General features: G+C 66.4%; 11 protein-coding genes and 6 tRNA genes. 5 read left to right on the top strand and 12 right to left on the bottom strand.

Annotation, left to right across the window (positions count from 1 at the left end):
- Positions 1-244: 244 nt before the first annotated feature.
- The 8 genes from AAFU51_17090 to queA form a co-directional block, all read right to left on the bottom strand.
- A tRNA-Thr gene (locus AAFU51_17090) sits at positions 245-316 on the bottom strand.
- A 95-nt stretch (positions 317-411) separates the two neighbouring features.
- Positions 412-484: transfer RNA gene (locus tag AAFU51_17085), tRNA-Gly, on the bottom strand.
- Between the two features lie 80 nt (positions 485-564).
- Positions 565-647, bottom strand: a tRNA-Tyr gene (locus AAFU51_17080).
- 66 nt (positions 648-713) lie between these two features.
- Positions 714-786 (bottom strand) — tRNA-Thr (locus AAFU51_17075).
- Between the two features lie 105 nt (positions 787-891).
- Entirely contained in the window at positions 892-1,560 is a 669-nt protein-coding gene (locus AAFU51_17070) for a DedA family protein (GenBank protein MEO1572970.1), read from the bottom strand.
- A 3-nt stretch (positions 1,561-1,563) separates the two neighbouring features.
- Complete coding sequence (gene ispF / locus AAFU51_17065) at positions 1,564-2,043, bottom strand: 2-C-methyl-D-erythritol 2,4-cyclodiphosphate synthase (protein MEO1572969.1); 480 nt, start codon at positions 2,041-2,043, stop codon at positions 1,564-1,566.
- 61 nt (positions 2,044-2,104) lie between these two features.
- Positions 2,105-2,827: a 2-C-methyl-D-erythritol 4-phosphate cytidylyltransferase gene (gene ispD, locus AAFU51_17060; protein MEO1572968.1), complete on the bottom strand. Its 723-nt coding sequence runs from the start codon at positions 2,825-2,827 to the stop codon at positions 2,105-2,107.
- A 114-nt stretch (positions 2,828-2,941) separates the two neighbouring features.
- A complete protein-coding gene (queA, locus tag AAFU51_17055) occupies positions 2,942-3,988 on the bottom strand; it encodes a tRNA preQ1(34) S-adenosylmethionine ribosyltransferase-isomerase QueA (GenBank protein MEO1572967.1) in 1,047 nt (348 codons plus the stop codon).
- A gap of 705 nt (positions 3,989-4,693) precedes the next feature.
- Between queA and AAFU51_17050 the strand changes: the two genes are divergently transcribed.
- Positions 4,694-5,923: a tetratricopeptide repeat protein gene (locus tag AAFU51_17050; GenBank protein ID MEO1572966.1), complete on the top strand. Its 1,230-nt coding sequence runs from the start codon at positions 4,694-4,696 to the stop codon at positions 5,921-5,923.
- A 103-nt stretch (positions 5,924-6,026) separates the two neighbouring features.
- The gene (locus AAFU51_17045; GenBank protein MEO1572965.1) at positions 6,027-7,232 is read left to right on the top strand and encodes a PLP-dependent transferase; all 1,206 of its coding nucleotides are present in this window, start codon (positions 6,027-6,029) and stop codon (positions 7,230-7,232) included.
- 45 nt (positions 7,233-7,277) lie between these two features.
- Here AAFU51_17045 and AAFU51_17040 read toward each other — a convergent pair whose 3' ends face one another.
- The 3 genes from AAFU51_17040 to AAFU51_17030 form a co-directional block, all read right to left on the bottom strand.
- Positions 7,278-8,015, bottom strand: a complete 738-nt coding sequence (locus AAFU51_17040; protein MEO1572964.1) for a DUF1573 domain-containing protein — start codon at positions 8,013-8,015, stop codon at positions 7,278-7,280.
- Between the two features lie 119 nt (positions 8,016-8,134).
- Positions 8,135-8,779: a chromophore lyase CpcT/CpeT gene (locus AAFU51_17035; protein ID MEO1572963.1), complete on the bottom strand. Its 645-nt coding sequence runs from the start codon at positions 8,777-8,779 to the stop codon at positions 8,135-8,137.
- A gap of 180 nt (positions 8,780-8,959) precedes the next feature.
- Complete coding sequence (locus AAFU51_17030) at positions 8,960-11,995, bottom strand: alpha-amylase family glycosyl hydrolase (protein MEO1572962.1); 3,036 nt, start codon at positions 11,993-11,995, stop codon at positions 8,960-8,962.
- Positions 11,996-12,635: 640 nt separating this feature from the next.
- On the opposite strand from AAFU51_17030, the gene AAFU51_17025 reads away from it, so the two are divergent.
- The 3 genes from AAFU51_17025 to AAFU51_17015 all read left to right on the top strand — a co-directional run bounded on the left by AAFU51_17025 (position 12,636) and on the right by AAFU51_17015 (position 15,699).
- Positions 12,636-12,708 (top strand) — tRNA-Lys (locus AAFU51_17025).
- 44 nt (positions 12,709-12,752) lie between these two features.
- Positions 12,753-12,836 (top strand) — tRNA-Leu (locus AAFU51_17020).
- 115 nt (positions 12,837-12,951) lie between these two features.
- Positions 12,952-15,699 carry a bifunctional acetate--CoA ligase family protein/GNAT family N-acetyltransferase gene (locus tag AAFU51_17015; protein ID MEO1572961.1) on the top strand — a complete coding sequence of 916 codons (2,748 nt, stop codon included), beginning with the start codon at positions 12,952-12,954 and terminating at the stop codon, positions 15,697-15,699.
- Here the strand turns inward: AAFU51_17015 and AAFU51_17010 are convergent.
- On the bottom strand, positions 15,685-16,446 hold the full coding sequence (locus tag AAFU51_17010) for a hypothetical protein (GenBank protein ID MEO1572960.1): 762 nt from the start codon (positions 16,444-16,446) through the stop codon (positions 15,685-15,687). The genes AAFU51_17015 and AAFU51_17010 overlap by 15 nt on opposite strands.
- Positions 16,447-16,568 lie beyond the last annotated feature (122 nt).

Below are 16,568 nucleotides of genomic sequence, written 5' to 3'. Positions count from 1 at the left end.
GTGGTCGACGTGGCCGATGGTGCCGACGTTGACGTGGGGCTTGGTGCGCTGGAACGTTTCCTTAGCCATAACTGGAGCGTCGTTGTCCGAGAGTTCGGGGTCCGAGAATCGGGTCAAGGGGGGAGGGCCTGGGGCAGCACAAGGCTGCCGGATCGGCTCAAGCTGAGCCGGTGCTCGCGCTCCGCGCGCGGCCCGATGAGCGCGCGGGCGAGCCCTGATGTGCATCAGGCGATGTGCACCAGAGAGCCTCCTCCCGGATTTGAACCGGGGACCCCTTCCTTACCATGGAAGTGCTCTACCACTGAGCTAAGGAGGCAATGGATGTTGGATTGATGATTTCTGATTTTCGATTGTTCAGGATCGAGTTGCCACCCAACCGAAAATCAAAAATTACAAACCGCTAGTGCCTTGAGCGGGAGACGGGACTCGAACCCGCGACCCTCAGCTTGGAAGGCTGATGCTCTACCAACTGAGCTACTCCCGCAGGCGAAGGGCGAGAGGCGAAATGGAAACACCGAAGCAACACTTCGGACTTCGCACTTCTTACTTCGCACTTCTGAAGTGTGGGCAGGGAAGGATTCGAACCTCCGTACTCTTACGAGAACAGATTTACAGTCTGTCGCCTTTAACCACTCGGCCACCTGCCCGGGTGTGCAATCGCAGAAAGAACAGCGGCGTGCCGTTGTCACGGCATGCGGGCGCGCGGCGAGCAGAGCTGGCGGAGGGACTCGAACCCCCGACCTGCTGATTACAAATCAGCTGCTCTACCAACTGAGCTACGCCAGCGGAACGCCTGCAAACAAGAGAGCCTACCTTAGGGGCAGGCTTTTGACGTTGCACAAGGGTGACTAAAGTACGGCGCTGTGGCAGCGCTGTCAACGACGCCGGACGCTAGGGCTGGTCCTTTGCCGATTCTTGACCCCGCTCTGGTTTCCCCCTGCGCCGACGCCCCTCGCGCCGACGCCAGAGCCAGCGCCCACCCCACGCCACGCCAAGCGCGACGACGAGGCCGGATATCACCTGGCCGTACGCCTGGAGGTAGTCGCCGACCCGCTCCCACTGGTCGCCGAGGACGTAGCCACCCCACACAAGCAACAGACACCAGACGAAGGCGCTCACCGTGGCGCACGCCGCCGTCGGGCCGACGGGCATCCGGGCGCTGCCAACGACGAGCGGCACCACGCTCCGTGCTCCGCTCACGAAGCGGTTTGCCAGCACCAGCCCATAGCCCCATCGCCGCATCCACTTCTGCACCCGCTCGACCGGACCGCGCGGGATCCAGGCGAGGCGCCCCTCCTCCCACACCCGCTCGTCGAAGCGCCAGCCAAGGCCATACATCGTCATAAACCCGAGCGCCCCACCGAGGGTTGACACCACGACCGTCGGTACGAAGCCCACGCTGCCGAGGCCGACAAGGTAGCCGCCGAACACGACCACTGAGTCGCCCCAGATCGGCGGGACGAGGTTTTCGAGGTAGGCCACGACGAAGACGACGGCATACACGCCTACTGGCGGCAACGCCCGCATCCATTCGACGACCTCGTTGAGCAGTTCGAGCACGGCCTAGTCGTCTCGTCCCACCAACAGCGCGACGGCGTGCACGGCGACGCCCTCCTCGCGGCCGACGAAGCCCATCGTCTCGTTGGTCGTTGCCTTGACCGACACCTGCGCCATGTCGACGCCCAGCACTCGCGCCAGGTTGGTCCGCATCGCGTCGATGTGTGGACGCAGCTTCGGACGCTGCATCACGACGGTCGCGTCCACGTTGCCGACCGCAAAGCCTGCTACCGCCACGAGCGCGACGGAGGCGGCGAGCAGCTTGAGGCTGTCCGCGCCCTTCCACTGCGGATCGGTGTCGGGGAAGTGCGCGCCGATGTCGCCGAGCGAGGCCGCACCGAGCAGCGCGTCGGTGATGGCGTGGGCGAGCACGTCGGCGTCGGAGTGGCCGAGCAGCCCGTGCGTGTGCGGGATCGTCACGCCGCCGAGGATGAGCGCACGATCTTCCACGAGCCGGTGCACGTCGTAGCCGAGGCCGATGCGAATCATAGAGGAGACCGGAAGAGAGGAAAGCGCCGGTACGGAACGCAGCACCGAGATGAGAAGATCAGACGGGCGGTGCAGCTGTTCCGTTGCGCCCCTGCTGCTTTAGCCACACCGGCCACACCGCCTCGGCGAACGCCCAGTCGCTCGGCCGGGTCAGCTTAACGTTGAACGCACTACCCGGCACGATCTGGACGGCATGACCGATCCGCTGGACGAGCGCGACCTCGTCGGTGCCAGCGAAGGCGTCGCGGCGCGCGGCCGCATGCGCCTCGACGAGGAGCGACGTCTGGAACGCCTGAGGCGTCTGCATCCGCCAGAGTCCGTCGCGCGGAACGGTATCGCCAAACGTGTCGGCGTCGCCGCGCCGCAGCGTATCGGCGACGGCCAGGGCCAAGGCTGCCGCCCCGTGCGACCGCGCCGCAGCGATCACTCGCGTGGTCGCGTCCCCATCGATGAACGGGCGGACGCCGTCGTGAACGAGCACGAGATCTTCTTCTTCAGTTCCGTGTGCCACCACCGCATCGAGACCCTGTCCGACGGAAGCCTGACGCGTCGCCCCGCCTGCCACGACCGCGACGAGCTTCGTGAGGGCGTGCACGTCGAGCAGCGCCGACACCGGCTCGACTTCCTCCGGAGGCACGACGATTGCGAGAGCATCCACGTTGTCGTGGACTTCGAACGCGCGGAGCGTCTGCACGAGCACCGGCGCGTCGCCGAGCACGCGAAACTGCTTGCGGGTGTCGCCGCCCATGCGGAGCCCAGCACCCGCAGCTGGGACGATCACGGAGACACGACTGTGCACGGTTGACTTCTCTTCCGGTGGTGCTCCTTACCGGTGGTACGTGCCGGGCCGAAGGGCGTGCAGATGCCGAGCGCGATCCAGCTGGAGGCGCTTGCTCTACAAAATCAGCATGGCATCGCCGAAGGCGAAAAGGCGATACTGCTCCTTCTTGGCCTCGTTGTAGGCCTGCATGAGCAGGTCGTGCCCGCAGAAGGCAGCCGTGAGCATGAGCAGCGTCGAGCGCGGCATGTGGAAGTTGGTCAGCAGCCGCTCGGTAATGAGGAAGTCGTAGGGCGGATAGATGAACTTGTCCGTCCAGCCCTGTCCTCCTTTGAGTTGGCGCCGCGCGGAGAGGCTCGACTCGACCGCACGCACGGACGTCGTGCTAGCGAGCGTGACCGTGTTCGCTGGCGACGAGAGCGCGCGGTTGACTGCCTCGGCTGTCTCGTGGGGCACGCGGAAGTACTCCACGTCCATGCGGTGCTTGGAGAGGTCTTCGACCTCTACGGGGCGGAACGTGCCCAGTCCCGTGTGCAGTGTCACGCAGTGGACCTCCACGCCTTTCTCGTCAAGTCGACGCAGCAGCGCGTCCTCGAAATGGAGACAGGCGGCCGGCGCTGCGACTGCGCCGCGGTGCCGGGCGAAGGGCGACTGGTAGCGTTCGCGGTCCTCTGGCTCCGCAGGCCGGCGGCAGTAGTGCGGGATCGGCGTAGTGCCGTGGCGGTCGATGAGGTCGTAGAGGTCCTGGGGCGACCCCTCGAAGCAGAAGCGGATGGTCCGTCCCCGGCTCGTCGTGTTGTCGATCACCTCGGCGACGAGGTCGCCGTCGAAGTACAGCTTGTTGCCCACGCGGATCTTGCGCGCGGGGTCGACGATCACGTCCCAGAGCCGCGTCTCCGGGTTGAGTTCGCGCAGCAGGAAGACCTCGATCTTCGCACCGGTCTTCTCCTTGCGCCCGTAAAGTCGCGCCGGAAACACGGCGGTGTCGTTGCCCACGATGACATCGCCTGGCCCAAAGTAGTCGGGCAGGTCGGCGACGGTTCGGTGCTCCACGGTCCGGCTCTGACGGTCGATCACCATCAGGCGGGCCGTCTGGCGCGGCTCGGCTGGATACTTCGCGATGGCGGCCTTCGGATAGTCGTAGACGAAATCCGTCAGCTTCATCGGGGCGATAGTGTGCCGGAACGCGGCGGGGGCGGTATCCAGGCGCATAGAGGATCGAGCACGGGGACGGTGGGGTGAGGGCCTGCTTCGCGGCTCGACGGGTGGAGCACGGCGCCGCCGCATGAGGGCGAGGCACGGGGCTGCGTCCGTCGGGGTTCGGGGCGACCGTCGTTGACGGTCCACGTTCGTCGTATCCGCATGCGACCGGGGGCGAATATAACCGCGTTTTGGAGGGGTACCAAAAGGTTTTGCACATTCCCACATCCGGCTGTGGAAAACGATCTGCCTCTCCTCCCAAGTCCTTCGCTTTGTGACAGCTAGTCGCTCCACAAACTCCTGCAGACGCGCGCAGATCACGAGCCTATCCAGCACTCGGCACCCCAGCCCTTCCACCCGCCCTACATGGCCTGAACGCGGCCGCACGAGGCCCCCTGACCCTGTGTACCTACGCGCTTCGCACGAAAAAGCTGGCAAGTCGTGCATAGGCTGAGGCGTTGGTCGGTGCGCTGCATTGTTGATCAGCGAGGCACAGCGTAGCTTTTACAGGCTGTGCCTCAACGCCCTTGAGGCGCAATCCAGCTACCCTATTCCGTGCGCCGTCGACCCGAGCCAACCGCCTTGGTCTCCTGCGCCGCCCGGCAGTGTCGCAGCGCATGTCGCCCACCGCAGCGGCCTCGTCACTCGTACCACACAGCCCGCCAGATCATGACCCGTACGTTCCCCCGCCTTCTCCTCGTGCCCGCGCTCGCGCTGGCTACGCTCCTGCTCGTCGGGGCCGATGGTTGCGCCAGCGACCCCAACGTCGAGGGCGCCAAGCTCGAGATGCGCAACAACGACCACGCCCGCGCGCTCGAGCTCGTCAACCTCGCCCTCGAAACCAACCCGGACAACGTTCAGGCGCTCATCATCAAGGGCCAGGCCCTCACGCAGATCGCCAACGACGAGCGCGACGCCGTCGCCCGTCGCCCGCTCGTCGAGGAGGCGCTGATGGCCCTCAACCGCGCGCAGGAGCTGACGCCCGAGCCAGACGCCGACGTCCAGAATGCCGTCACCACGCTCTGGATCAACGAGATGCAGGCCGGCTCGCGCTCGTTCCAGCGCGGTGCCGAAGACCAGTCGGCCTACATGGCTGCCGCCGAGTCGTTTAAGAACGCTGGGATGGTCCTGCCGGATTCGACCGACGGGCACTTCAACGCTGGGCTGGCCTTCATTGCCGCGGGGAGCTCCGAGAGCGCCGTCGAGCCGCTTGAAATGGCCATTGCCAATGGCGACGCCGACGCCGACGCCTACACCTACCTCGCCCGCGTCTACGTCGAGCAGGCCGCCAACGCCGAAGCCGCCGAGATGACGGAGAAGGCCGCCGAGATGAACAGCAAGGCCTCGGCCACGCTCGAAGCAGGCGTCGCCGCCTACCCTGGCGACGAGGGCCTCCAGATCGAGCTGCTCAATGCCCTCCAGCGTGCCGGCGAGATGGACCGCGCCATGGCCACCTACGAGGGCATCATCGCGGCGAACCCGGACAACGCGCAGTATGTCTACAACTACGGCTCGCTGCTCCTCCAGGCCAACCGCTACGAGGAAGCCCAGATGCAGCTCATGAAGGCCGTCGAGCTATATGAGGCGCAAGGCGAACCAAGTGCTCGCGCGCTCTTCAACCTCGGGGCCTCCTTCCAGAACGAGGCGGTCGATCTCTACGACCAGATCGAGGAGATGGACACCAATGCGGACGCCGCCGAGATCGAGCAACTCGAGGCCCAGCGCACCGAGCTATTCGAGACGGCGCTCCCGCACTATGAGGCTGCCCGCGAGCTCAACGAAGCCAACGGCGACGACGCCTCGCAGGTCTGCAACGCGCTCTTCCAGGTCTACGCGCAGCTCCGCATGGACGAGCAAGCACGCGACGCCGCCGAGTGCGCTGGGATCGACCTGAACTAGCCGATCTAGACCCGCGCCGGATCACCCGCGCGTTTCTGTCTGTTCGTTGGGGCGTGGCTTCTCAGGCCACGCCCCTTCTCTTTACCTGCTTCTTTCTGCTTCGATGGCTACTTCCCCCGATGCCCTCGGCTCTGCCCCCCTCGGTTTTGGCACCCGCGCCGTGCATGCGGGCCAGGCTCCAGACCCTGCGACCGGCGCGATCATGACGCCGATCTTCCAGACCTCGACCTACGTGCAGGCGCGGCCTGGCGAGCACCAGGGGCACGAGTACGCCCGCGTCACCAACCCGACGCGCACCGCGCTCGAAGGCAACCTCGCTGCGCTCGAAGGAGCCGCGCACGGCATCGCGTTTGCCTCGGGCGTCGCCGCCATCGACGCGCTGTGCAAGAGCCTCCGCCCCGGCGACCACATCGTCTCGACGAACGACCTCTATGGGGGCACCTACCGCCTCTTCCGCCAGGTCTACGAGCCGTTCGGCCTCCGCTTTTCCTTCGGCGACCTCACCGACCTCGACGCGTTCGAGGCGATGCTGGAGCCGTCGACCAAGCTCGTCTGGATTGAGACGCCGACAAACCCGCTGCTGCGGATCTATGACATCGCCGCCCTCGCCGAGCGCACCAAGGCGGTTAGCCCCGACGCCATCGTAGTCGTGGACAACACCTTCTCGTCACCCTACCTCCAGCGCCCCCTCGAACACGGTGCCGACCTCGTGCTCCACTCGACGACGAAGTACCTCGGCGGGCACTCCGACGTGGTCGGCGGGGCCGTGCTCACGAGCAACGAGGGGTGGGCCGAGAAGCTGCGGTTTCAGATCAAGGCGACCGGCGCGGCGCCCGGCCCGATGGACTGCTTCCTCGTCCTCCGCGCGACGAAGACGCTGCACCTGCGCATGGAGCGCCACTGCGCCAACGCGGACGCCGTGGCCCGCTTCCTGCGCGACCACCCGAAGGTCGCCCGCGTACGCTTTCCCGGCTTCGACGACCACCCCGGTCATGCCATTGCCGCTCGGCAGATGCAGACCCCGGCAGGGACGCCTGCGTTCGGCGGGATGGTGTCGTTCGAGTTGGTCAACGACGCGCTGGACGTGGCGATGGACGTGATGGCAGCCACGCGCGTCTTCAGCCTGGCGGAGAGCCTAGGCGGTGTCGAGAGCCTCATCTCGCACCCGGCCTCGATGACGCACGGCTCGATCCCCGCCGAGGTGCGCCGCGCGGCGGGCCTCCCCGACTCGCTCATCCGCCTGTCGGTCGGCGTGGAAGACGAGGCCGACCTCCTCGCCGACCTCGACCAAGCCCTGACCGTGGCGTGAGGCGACGGGCTCGCGGCCGTCTTCAATCCGCCGCCGAGACACCGTCTATTCGCCCGATGCCATCCGTCCGGTGAGCCGCAGCGACTTCTTCGGCTGCGTCTCGTCCGTCGTGTCAAGCACCACGGCGATGTCGAACGCCTTGCCCTCGACGGCATCGGTGTTCACCGCCACGAAGACCTCGGCGAGGTCGCCGACGAAGAGCGGCGTGTCGGGAAGCACCACCTCGACCTCGCCACCGTACACGGCCGCGCCCTGGAGACGCACAGGGCGGTCACCTTTATTCTGAACCAGGAAGGTGTGCACCACGCGCCCGGGTGAGACAGTGCCGAAGTCGTGCGCATCGGCGCTGAGCATCAGGCTGCCCTGCTGCGGCCCGCCCGCGAGCGTGGTCACGGCGACGGTGCCCGTGACGGTGAGGGAGACCGGGGCGAGTGCCGTGCTTCCGTCCTCGCCGACGGTCTCTGCACGTACGGTTACGTCTCGCGAGAAGGCGCCCGGGCGTCCACTTGAGTCGTAGGCCACGGTGACGCTTCCTGCTTCGCCTGGGGCCACGGGCTCGCGTGACCAGTCCGGCGCCGTACAACCACATGACGGGCGGACCTCCAGGAGTCGAACCGGCGCCGTGCTCTCGTTGGTGAAGGTGAAGGTGGTCGTCGCCACGTCACCCTCCATGATCTCGCCGAAGTCGTGCGTCGTCGCGTTGAACGCGAGCGCGTCTTGCGCGGCCGCGGCAGGGGCCACGAGCACGAGGAGAAGCAGGGCTGCAAAGATCCGGGTGAGCATGGTCGTCAAGGATTATTGGCTGGGTATACGGGTGCCCGTAAGCGCGGCCGGGGGCGTTGGATCCCGTCTGCCTGCGCTCTTCGCGCAGACCTTGCGAGCGTCCATAGCGCGACCAGAAGCTAGCCGTCGATGCGGTCAAACCGATACGGCCCCGTCACAGCACCCCAGACCTGGGTACCATCAGCGGCATACCCTCGGTCCCAACTCGTCATGCCCTCTGGGCCAATCTCGACCTCGCTGGTGGCGTAGGTCGCCCCGCGCAGCGAACTCTGGCAGTCGTCTTCGTGCGTTGCGCCTATGAAGCGGTCTTGTTGATCAGGGCGCAACAGCACCGCACATCCGGTTCGCTCGACCAGTTGGCTTGGCTCAAGCGTATTGAACTGTGTGGGGGTTTGCCAGGCTCCCGCGTAGGCGAGTGCCTGCCCGGGGAGTTCGTACACCGCGCTCACGAGCGTACCGTCGGCGCGTGCCGACAGGTGGTAGACCCGCTGCCGGTAAGGACGACTCAGCGCTGACGCGGCGGCCTGCTCGACGTAGAGCCACGGCCCGTCTGAGCGCTCCGTCCAGATAGGCGCGGCCTGCAGCCGGATGTCGAAATAGGTCGAATCGGCCTCGGCTTGGGCAGTGCTGCTGAAGCTGCCTGTCAGCTGAGCCGCCAGCTGGTCAAGACGGGATGACGGGTCGGCTGCGGGACGCATCGCCTGGCAACCGACGCCCAGCAACAGACCCAGGAGCCCGATGACCTGGATCGTTCGTTCGAGCACGACACTCCTTCTCGCAGGGGCAAAAAAATCGGTCGCCCTGCGACGCTGAGCTTCCCCTCCAGAAGCGCAACATCACGGTGGGCGACCGAGATAGGGTTAAAGTAAAGATTGAAGGCCGAAACGTAAAGGCTTCGTTACACAAAAACGTGACTATTTTTATACAGCGGCCTTTGCAGGACCCTACTTCAGCAACAACATGCGTTTGGAGTCGGTCATCTCGGGCGTATCGAGGCGGTAGAAGTACACACCACTCGGCAGCGCGGTCGCATCGAACGACACCTCGTGGAGGCCTGCCTGATGCTCGCCTTCGGCCAGCACAGCGACCTCACGGCCGAGCACGTCGTACACCACTAACGTGACAGGCATCGCTTCAGCGAGCGTAAAGCGAAGCAGCGTAGCCGGGTTGAAGGGGTTGGGATGGTTGCCCAGCAACGCCGTCTCAATCTCCGGCTCCATGATCTGCAACGCCGCGAGCGAGCCCGGGCCGAAGCGCTCGCCGCTGTCCACGAAGAGCGTCTCGGCGTTGCCCGCCCCATCGGTGACCTGAATCGTCCCGAACCCGCGCTCGCGGCGGTTGATCAGCTTCACGTCGAACCCAACGGAGGGCGCACCCGGCGAGAACGGCTCAACGACGAGTTCGATGTTGGTTGCATCGCCACCGAGCGTGATCGAGGCGACACCTGAGCCACCGTCCGAGGCCGTGCCCTCGTACTTGTTCTTCTTGATGGAGCCCGTGATGCGCGGCGGGGTCTCGTCAGTTCCGCTGTTCGGTTCGAGCGCGAGCGAAACGTTGTTGTTGTCGTCGTTCACCTCGTCGCGCAAGCGTGTGTCGAGGTCTTTGGCACGGACGATGGTGAACGCATCTGATCCCGCGTTCGTGAAGGCGAAGGTGGCGGGTTTGGACTCGCCAGGAGCCAGCACGCCCACGAGCGTGCGGTCGTCGTCCGTCTCGACGTCGGTGATTGGATTCAGCAGCACTCGTACTCGCTCGAAGGGTACAGTGCCAAGGTTGGTCACGATGGCGGTGATCGTGCCGCTGTCGGCCCCGCTAAAGTTGAAGGAGGCCGTCACGCCCAGGTCGGGTCCCTGGACACCACCGCCGCCGCCCTCGCCCGCGGAGAACGCCGTCACGTACGAGATCGCGCCCGCTGCGTAGGCGCCTGCGTCGGCGTTGGCCGTGAGCGGGAACGCGCCCCCGCGCGACGCGGGCCGGTCGGGGTTGAAGGTGAATCCGGTGCCTACGGGTGCCCATGTGACCTCGCCAGCCTCCACGTAGGTGCCTGCGCTGGCGTCGTGGACGACGAGGCGCAGCGGAGCGCCCGAAGCGAGACGGCTGGAGACGTCTTCCCCGAGCACCTCGATCACCATGTCGTGCACGCCGTCCCACTGCGTCGCCAGGCCGACACGCCCGAGCCCGGCGGCCTTCATCGGATCGGCCGACGGTCCCATCACGGCAACCTCGTCACCCGGCTGGATCGGTGCACCGTTGACCTGGAGGCTGGCCGCGTCCTCAGCGCGCAGCGCGACGAAGTGCAGCTTCCCGCCCGGCGCGGACTCGACCTCGAACGACGGGGCGGCCATACCGGGCGCTCGCGGGTAGAGGCCGGTCGGCGCATACCAGGCGTAGTTGCTCGGCTCGGCCTCCACGCGCACGCGGCTGTCGGCGAAGACCTGCGTGGTCGTGAAGAGGAACGAGTCGGTGTAGTCCTTGAACTCGAAGTTGACGTGCGGGCTGTCCACGAAGCCGCCGAGCTTGGCGTTGCCGTTGTCGTTGATGACCATGAGGCTGCCGTAGCGCGGCGTGCCGAAGCCCTCGCGGCGCAGTACGAACACGTCGGCCTGCGGCAGCTCGGGGTTCGGATTCAGGCTCCCGAGCGGCGTCGATTCGCCCTGGGCGAAGGTGCGACGCATGGCCATCAGCCAGGTGAGTTCTTTCTCCAGACCGAACCAGACAAAGTCCTTGTAGAAGACCGTGGGGCGGCCTTCGGCGGCCATGATGTAGGCGTAGCCGAGGTTCTTGCGGCTGATGACGGGGTCGTGGCCACTGTCGATGCTGAACTTGAGGCAGGTGAGCCCGAAGCGAATCGCGTCGGGGTCGTTGCAGTCGGCACCGACGTAGCCGATGCGGTCGAAGTCGTGGTTGTCCACAAACGTGGCAACGCGGAAGGGATCAACCCCGTTGAAGTGCAGCCCGACCGAGTTCAGGTTGCGCATGTCGTAGAAGCCGCCACTGTTGGCCATGTCCTTGAGCGCGAACCGGAGGCCGAAGTCGAAGCCAGCGAGGTTGGCGTCGCGGCCCGGCGCGCCCGGCTCGGGGAACGACGAGTTGAAGCGGTTGACCTGCCCGATGTAGTTCTGGATCTCGGGGTTCGACCCAAAGAACTCGCCGACGGCGTAGGGCTGGCTCCCGTCGCGCACCTCGACGAGCCACGGCGCGAGGAAGGCCGGGTCGATGTGCTTGATCGCGTCCACGCGCACCTCGTCAAACTCGAGGTCGTCGAAGAGGTAGCGGCCCCACGCTACGAGCGAGTCCGCATTGAAGCCGAGGCGGTGCGGGCCGTAGAACCAGCCGTCGTTCGGCGCGCCGGGGTCGAGCGTCGTGTTGAGGTCGGTGAAGTAGGCCTGGTCCTGGGCGAAGACGGGGTCGTTGTAGGGCGCATCCTCGTTGCACTCGTCGCCATTGGGGTGGAAGTTGCGCGCCGTGGCGGGGAAGCGCCCGCTGTTGGGGTTGAAGACGTTGAAACGCAGCGGGCCCTGGCCAGCCCCATACCAGCAGTCGACGCGGCTCTGGGCGTCGGCCCCGTCGCGGTGGTTGAGAACGGCGTCGACCATCTTCCGCAGGCCGACGCGGTCGAACTCGCCCATCATGGCCTGAAACTCCTCGACGGTGCCGAAGCGGGTCCGGCGCGTGAACTTGTTCTCGAAGGCACCGAGGTCGTAGTAGTCGTAGATATCGTAGCCCATGCTCCAGCGCCCAGCGAGGCCCTTGAAGGGCGACGGGAGCCAGATCGTCTGCACGCCTGCGTCGACGAAGGTTTGGGCCTGGGTGCGGAGCGAGTCCCACCAGATGCCGTCGTTGTTCTGTGCGGCGTCGCCGGGGTGGACGTTCCAGTAGAAGCCTTGGAGGAGCACGTCCGGGTCGGCGGGGGTGGGCTGCTGCGCTGCAGCGGGGAGGGTCAGGCCGAGACCCAGAAGCAAGACAAAGAGCAGACGCATTGGAGGGAATGCTAGACAGCGAGAGCAACAAGAGCGCTAAAGAAAGCGCTTACATCGTCCTAGCGTCAAGCAACCTGCTCAAATCTTCGAAACAGGTGTCAGGGGCTCACTCGGTAATGCGAGCGCGACACGGGTGGTCCGCTTAAGGGCAGTCCGCCTCAACGGACGGCAACCTCAACGAACGGCAGCCTTGAGCCCCGTCAGAGTGACATGCGGGGACTGAGCCGCCCCACCACAAGCAGCCCAGCCCCCGACCATGTCTTCGCGACCTCGTCTAGACGCGGAACGTCGAAACGTAGACCGCTCGGTGGCGAGCGCGACGCTGGTGCTCCTGAGCGCGTCGCGCAGACCGTGCGTGTATCCCCTAGCGCGGTGCGCGTCCACCGGGAAAGCAGGAGAGAGGCACCTCTGCCGTGCGGCGAAGCGCTGTACTCTTCTGCTACCTGGCAAAAGATCGTTCAGCTTTTCTGAAAATGCAACCAGATCCTGTATTACTTAGCTGTTACGTTTGTTTGGTGAGCCATTTTTCCACACCGCCCTGCTCTTCGCCGACGCTTGACACGGCTCCGTTGCGCCCCCGACGAAATCGCCCTATGTTATGAAGCCTTGCCCGTCCGATACGTGGCGTGCATTCGCACCTGACTCCGTAGCTCAGTTGGCAGAGCAGCTGGCTTTTAACCAGCGGGTCGTAGGTTCGAGCCCTACCGGGGTCACTGTTCTTTGTGTCGGCGCGCACGCTCTTGCGCGTCGCCCCCCTGCCCAGGTGGTGGAATTGGTAGACACGCTGTCTTGAGGGGGCAGTGCCTGCAAAGGCGTGCTGGTTCGACTCCAGTCCTGGGCACCTCAGTCCCGCGACGCTCCGGCGTTGCGGGACTTTTTTTGGTCCGCCCACTCTGTTTTCGAGGCACGGACACTCCCGTCAGACGTACAGCGAGCCCACTCTCTCTGCTGCGCACATGCCTGACACCCCCATGCTGCCGCGTGCTGCCCTACGCGCACGCCGTCCCGGTCTCGACGCCTTTCTCTCGCCCCGTCACATCGCTGTGATCGGTGCGACCGATGCGCCACAGAGCGTCGGCCGCCAGGCGCTCTGGAATCTGCTCACGCATCCGTTCGGCGGGACGGTCTACCCCGTCAACCCCAACCGGGCAAGCGTGCTCGGCGTAAAGGCCTACCCGACCGTCGCCGACGTGCCCGCGCAGGTTGACGTTGCGCTCATCTGCACGCCCGCCGCGTCGACGCCGGATTTGGTGCGGCAGTGCGTGGAGGCGGGCGTCACGGGCGTGGTCGTGTTTGCGGCTGGCTTCAGCGAAGCCGGGGCGGAAGGTACCCGGCTGGAGCAACAACTACGGGCCGCGCTCGGCGACAGCCAGACCCGCCTCCTCGGCCCGAACGGGCTCGGCCTCATTCGACCGCGGACTCAGCTCAACGCCACCTTCGCGCGGCACCTCCCGCCGGACGGCAGCGTCGGCTTCGTGAGCCAGAGCGGGGCGCTCCTCACCGCGGTCCTGGACTGGAGCCGCCGGGAGAACGTCGGCTTCTCCACGGTCCTGTCGCTCGGGACGATGCTCGACATTGGGTGGGGCGAGGCCATCACGTTCCTGGGCGACGACCCGCGCACGCGCAGCATCCTGCTCTACCTCGAAACCATCGACGACGCGCGGGCGCTCCTGTCGGCGGCGCGCGAGGTTGCCCTGCAGAAACCGATCATCGTCGTCAAGGCCAGCCGGCGCGGTCCCGACGATGTCGCACTCGACGATGCGGTCCTCGACGCGGCCTTTCGGCGCACGGGCGTCCTCCGTGTCCCTTCCATGGCCGGTCTCTTCCACGCCGCCGAGGTCCTCGCCAAGCAGACCCGACCGGCTGGCCCCCGGCTCACCATTCTCACCAACGCAGGCGGTCCAGGCTTGCTCGCCGCCGACGCCCTCGTCGAGAACGGTGGAACGGTGGCAACGCTCTCGGACGCAGCGCGCAGCCGCCTCGCCGAGGTCCTCCCTGCCGAGTCGACCGCGACCAACCCCATCGACCTGCAGCACGACGCCACGCCTCAGCGCTATGCCGACGCGCTCGAAGCCGCTCTCTACGACGAAGCGACGGACGGGGTACTCACGATCTTAACCCCGCAGGCACTTACCGACCCCGAGGCCGTCGCCGCACGTTTGCGCGAACAGGCCCGCAGCCCGAAGCCGCTCATCGCCAGCTTCATGGGCGCCGACGACGTGGCAGACGCCACCGCGCTGTTGAACGACGCCGGGATCCCCACCTTTGCCTATCCCGACACGGCGGCGCGGGTCTTCGGCTACCTCTGGCGCTACAGCTACAACCTCCGCGCGCTCTACGAGACGCCAGCCCTGCCCGCCGACGAAGACGGCCTCCCCAACCGTGAGCGCGCAGCGGCCTTGATCGACACGGCCCTAGCTGACGGGCGGACCGCGCTCGACGAGGTCGAGTCCAAGGCGCTCCTGGCGTGCTATGGGTTTGCCGCGGCTATGCCTACGGTGGCGCACACGCCCGACGAGGCCGTTGCCCTCGCGCAGCCCCTCTTCGATACAGGCGGGCGCGTCGTGGTGAAGCTCCATACGCACACCGTCTCCAACCGGGGCGCCGCCGGGGGGGTCTTCCTGGACCTCCACACCGAGAACGAGGTGCGCGAAGCCTTCGCCCAGATCGAGGGCATCTATGCCTCGGACACCGCTGAACGGGCCGACGCAGTGCTTCCGTTCGCAGGCGTCACCGTGCAGCCGATGATTCGCCAACGCGGCGTCGAGTTGCGGCTGCAGGCGACGCTCGATCCAGTCTTCGGGCCGGTCATCCGCTTCGGCGCGGGCGGCTCGTTCGCCGCGGTGATGCAGGATGCAGCCCTAGGCCTACCGCCCCTCAACACCACCCTCGCGCGCCGCATGATGGAGCAGACGCGCGTCCACGCCGCCCTCCGCGACGAGGCCCAGCACGCGGACCTCGCGCTGGGCCAGGTCGACCTCGCCGTGCTCGAAGAACTCGTGGTCCGCTTCGCTCAACTCGTCGCCGAGCAGCCCCGCGTGCACGAGATCGATCTGAATCCGCTTCGCGCCTCGGCGGCCGGCTTCACCGTGCTCGACGCCCGCGTCCGCCTGCACCCGGCCACCGTCTCCGACGAGGCCCTCCCCCATCCGGCCATCCGGCCCTATCCGCGCCACTACGTCGAGACCTACACGCTCAAAAACGGCAGCGCGGTCACGATCCGGCCCATCCGCCCCGAGGACGAGCCCGAGGTCGTGGCGTTCCACCAGGACCTCGACGAGCAAAGCGTCTACCTGCGCTATGCGGGCACGGTGAAGCTGTCGGAGCGCATCGCCCACGACCGCCTCGCGCGCAAGTGCTTCATCGACTACGACCGCGAGATGGCGCTGGTCGCTGAGCGAGACGTGGACGGCCGCGAACGCCCCGAGATCGTTGGCATCGGGCGGCTCACGCGCATCCCCCGCACGACGGAGCGCGAATACGGCATGCTCGTCAAGGACGAGTTCCAGGGGCAGGGCCTCGGCACGGAGCTACTGCGACGCCTCGTGCAGGTCGGTCGGGACGAAGGGGCCGAGCGCATCACCGCCGACATCCTGCGCACCAACCGGGGCATGCAGCGCGCCTCGGAGAAGGTCGGCTTCACGATCGTGCGCCCCGAGGAGTTCGACGACCCGATGGTCCGTGCGGTGCTAGAACTCGGCTGAGTCGGCCAACTCCTCCGCCTGCGCTCGGGTCTCGGCGTCTCCGACGGTCCGCGCGGCCTCTAGCCACTCGCGGGCGCTATCCTCGTCGCCCTCCGAGAGGGCTGCCTTGGCCAGCAGCAGCGCGACGACCCCTTGCACCTGGCGCAGCTCCACCGCTGGATCGGGCCCTCCAGTCTGGCTCTCCAACGCCGCGTAGATCGACCGAAGCTGCTCGATGGCGTCGTCCACGCCTGCTGAGTTCGACGCGATGCCTGCCGAGGATGCCTCCTCCAACAGCCCTACTGCGCTGTCGAACGCCCCGGCCGTCTCTGTGTCCGGCCCTCGGTTCAGCGACGTACGCGCGATCTCCACGAGGTTGGCCACCGGGCTGAGCGCCAGGTACTGCGTCGCCCCCTCGTGGCGGAGTTGCACAACCCCCGCGGTTCCGAGGACGGCTACGAGCACGAGGACGCCCGCCCATGCTTTCCATCGCCTGAAGCGTGCTGCTTTCTGATAGGTGTGCCTGGGAGACTGAACCGGGTGAGGCCGATGCGATACCGGAGGCGGATCTTCGTTTCGCTCCTCAGGGGCCTGTAGGAAGGGCGGACGCGCCGGGGCCGTCGGCAGGTTCATCTCAGACAGAGCGGCGTCCAGTTCGGCGTCGGAGAGGTCCGCGACTTTTCCTGCCTCGAGATCCTGCTCCAAGGCATCGATGTGCTGCCGCAACAGGCGCGCGGCCTGCTGGCTAGAGGCTTTGGGAGCAGACATGGCGAAAGAGGTTAGATACCGAAGACGGCCTGGAAAGAGTCGGACACACTCCGCAGACCCTAAATAACGACACTAGGGTATATCATCAAAGATGTGACCATCGACGCATATGGCTGGTTTAT

It is taken from the genome of Bacteroidota bacterium (assembly GCA_039821555.1).
Lineage (GTDB): Bacteria > Bacteroidota > Rhodothermia > Rhodothermales > Rubricoccaceae > JBCBEX01.
Note: the sequence above shows the minus strand (reverse complement) of the source record. Positions and strands in the feature narration are given on the sequence as shown.

What these genes read in the sequence shown, in the direction of transcription:
- AAFU51_17015 (MEO1572961.1), top strand. Translation starts at nt 12,952, where the DNA reads ATGCCTGACACCCCCATGCTGCCGCGTGCTGCCCTACGCGCACGCCGT.
- AAFU51_17045 (MEO1572965.1), top strand. Translation starts at nt 6,027, where the DNA reads ATGGCTACTTCCCCCGATGCCCTCGGCTCTGCCCCCCTCGGTTTTGGC.
- queA (MEO1572967.1), bottom strand. Translation starts at nt 3,988, where the DNA reads ATGAAGCTGACGGATTTCGTCTACGACTATCCGAAGGCCGCCATCGCG.
- AAFU51_17040 (MEO1572964.1), bottom strand. Translation starts at nt 8,015, where the DNA reads ATGCTCACCCGGATCTTTGCAGCCCTGCTTCTCCTCGTGCTCGTGGCC.
- AAFU51_17010 (MEO1572960.1), bottom strand. Translation starts at nt 16,446, where the DNA reads ATGTCTGCTCCCAAAGCCTCTAGCCAGCAGGCCGCGCGCCTGTTGCGG.
- AAFU51_17030 (MEO1572962.1), bottom strand. Translation starts at nt 11,995, where the DNA reads ATGCGTCTGCTCTTTGTCTTGCTTCTGGGTCTCGGCCTGACCCTCCCC.
- AAFU51_17050 (MEO1572966.1), top strand. Translation starts at nt 4,694, where the DNA reads ATGACCCGTACGTTCCCCCGCCTTCTCCTCGTGCCCGCGCTCGCGCTG.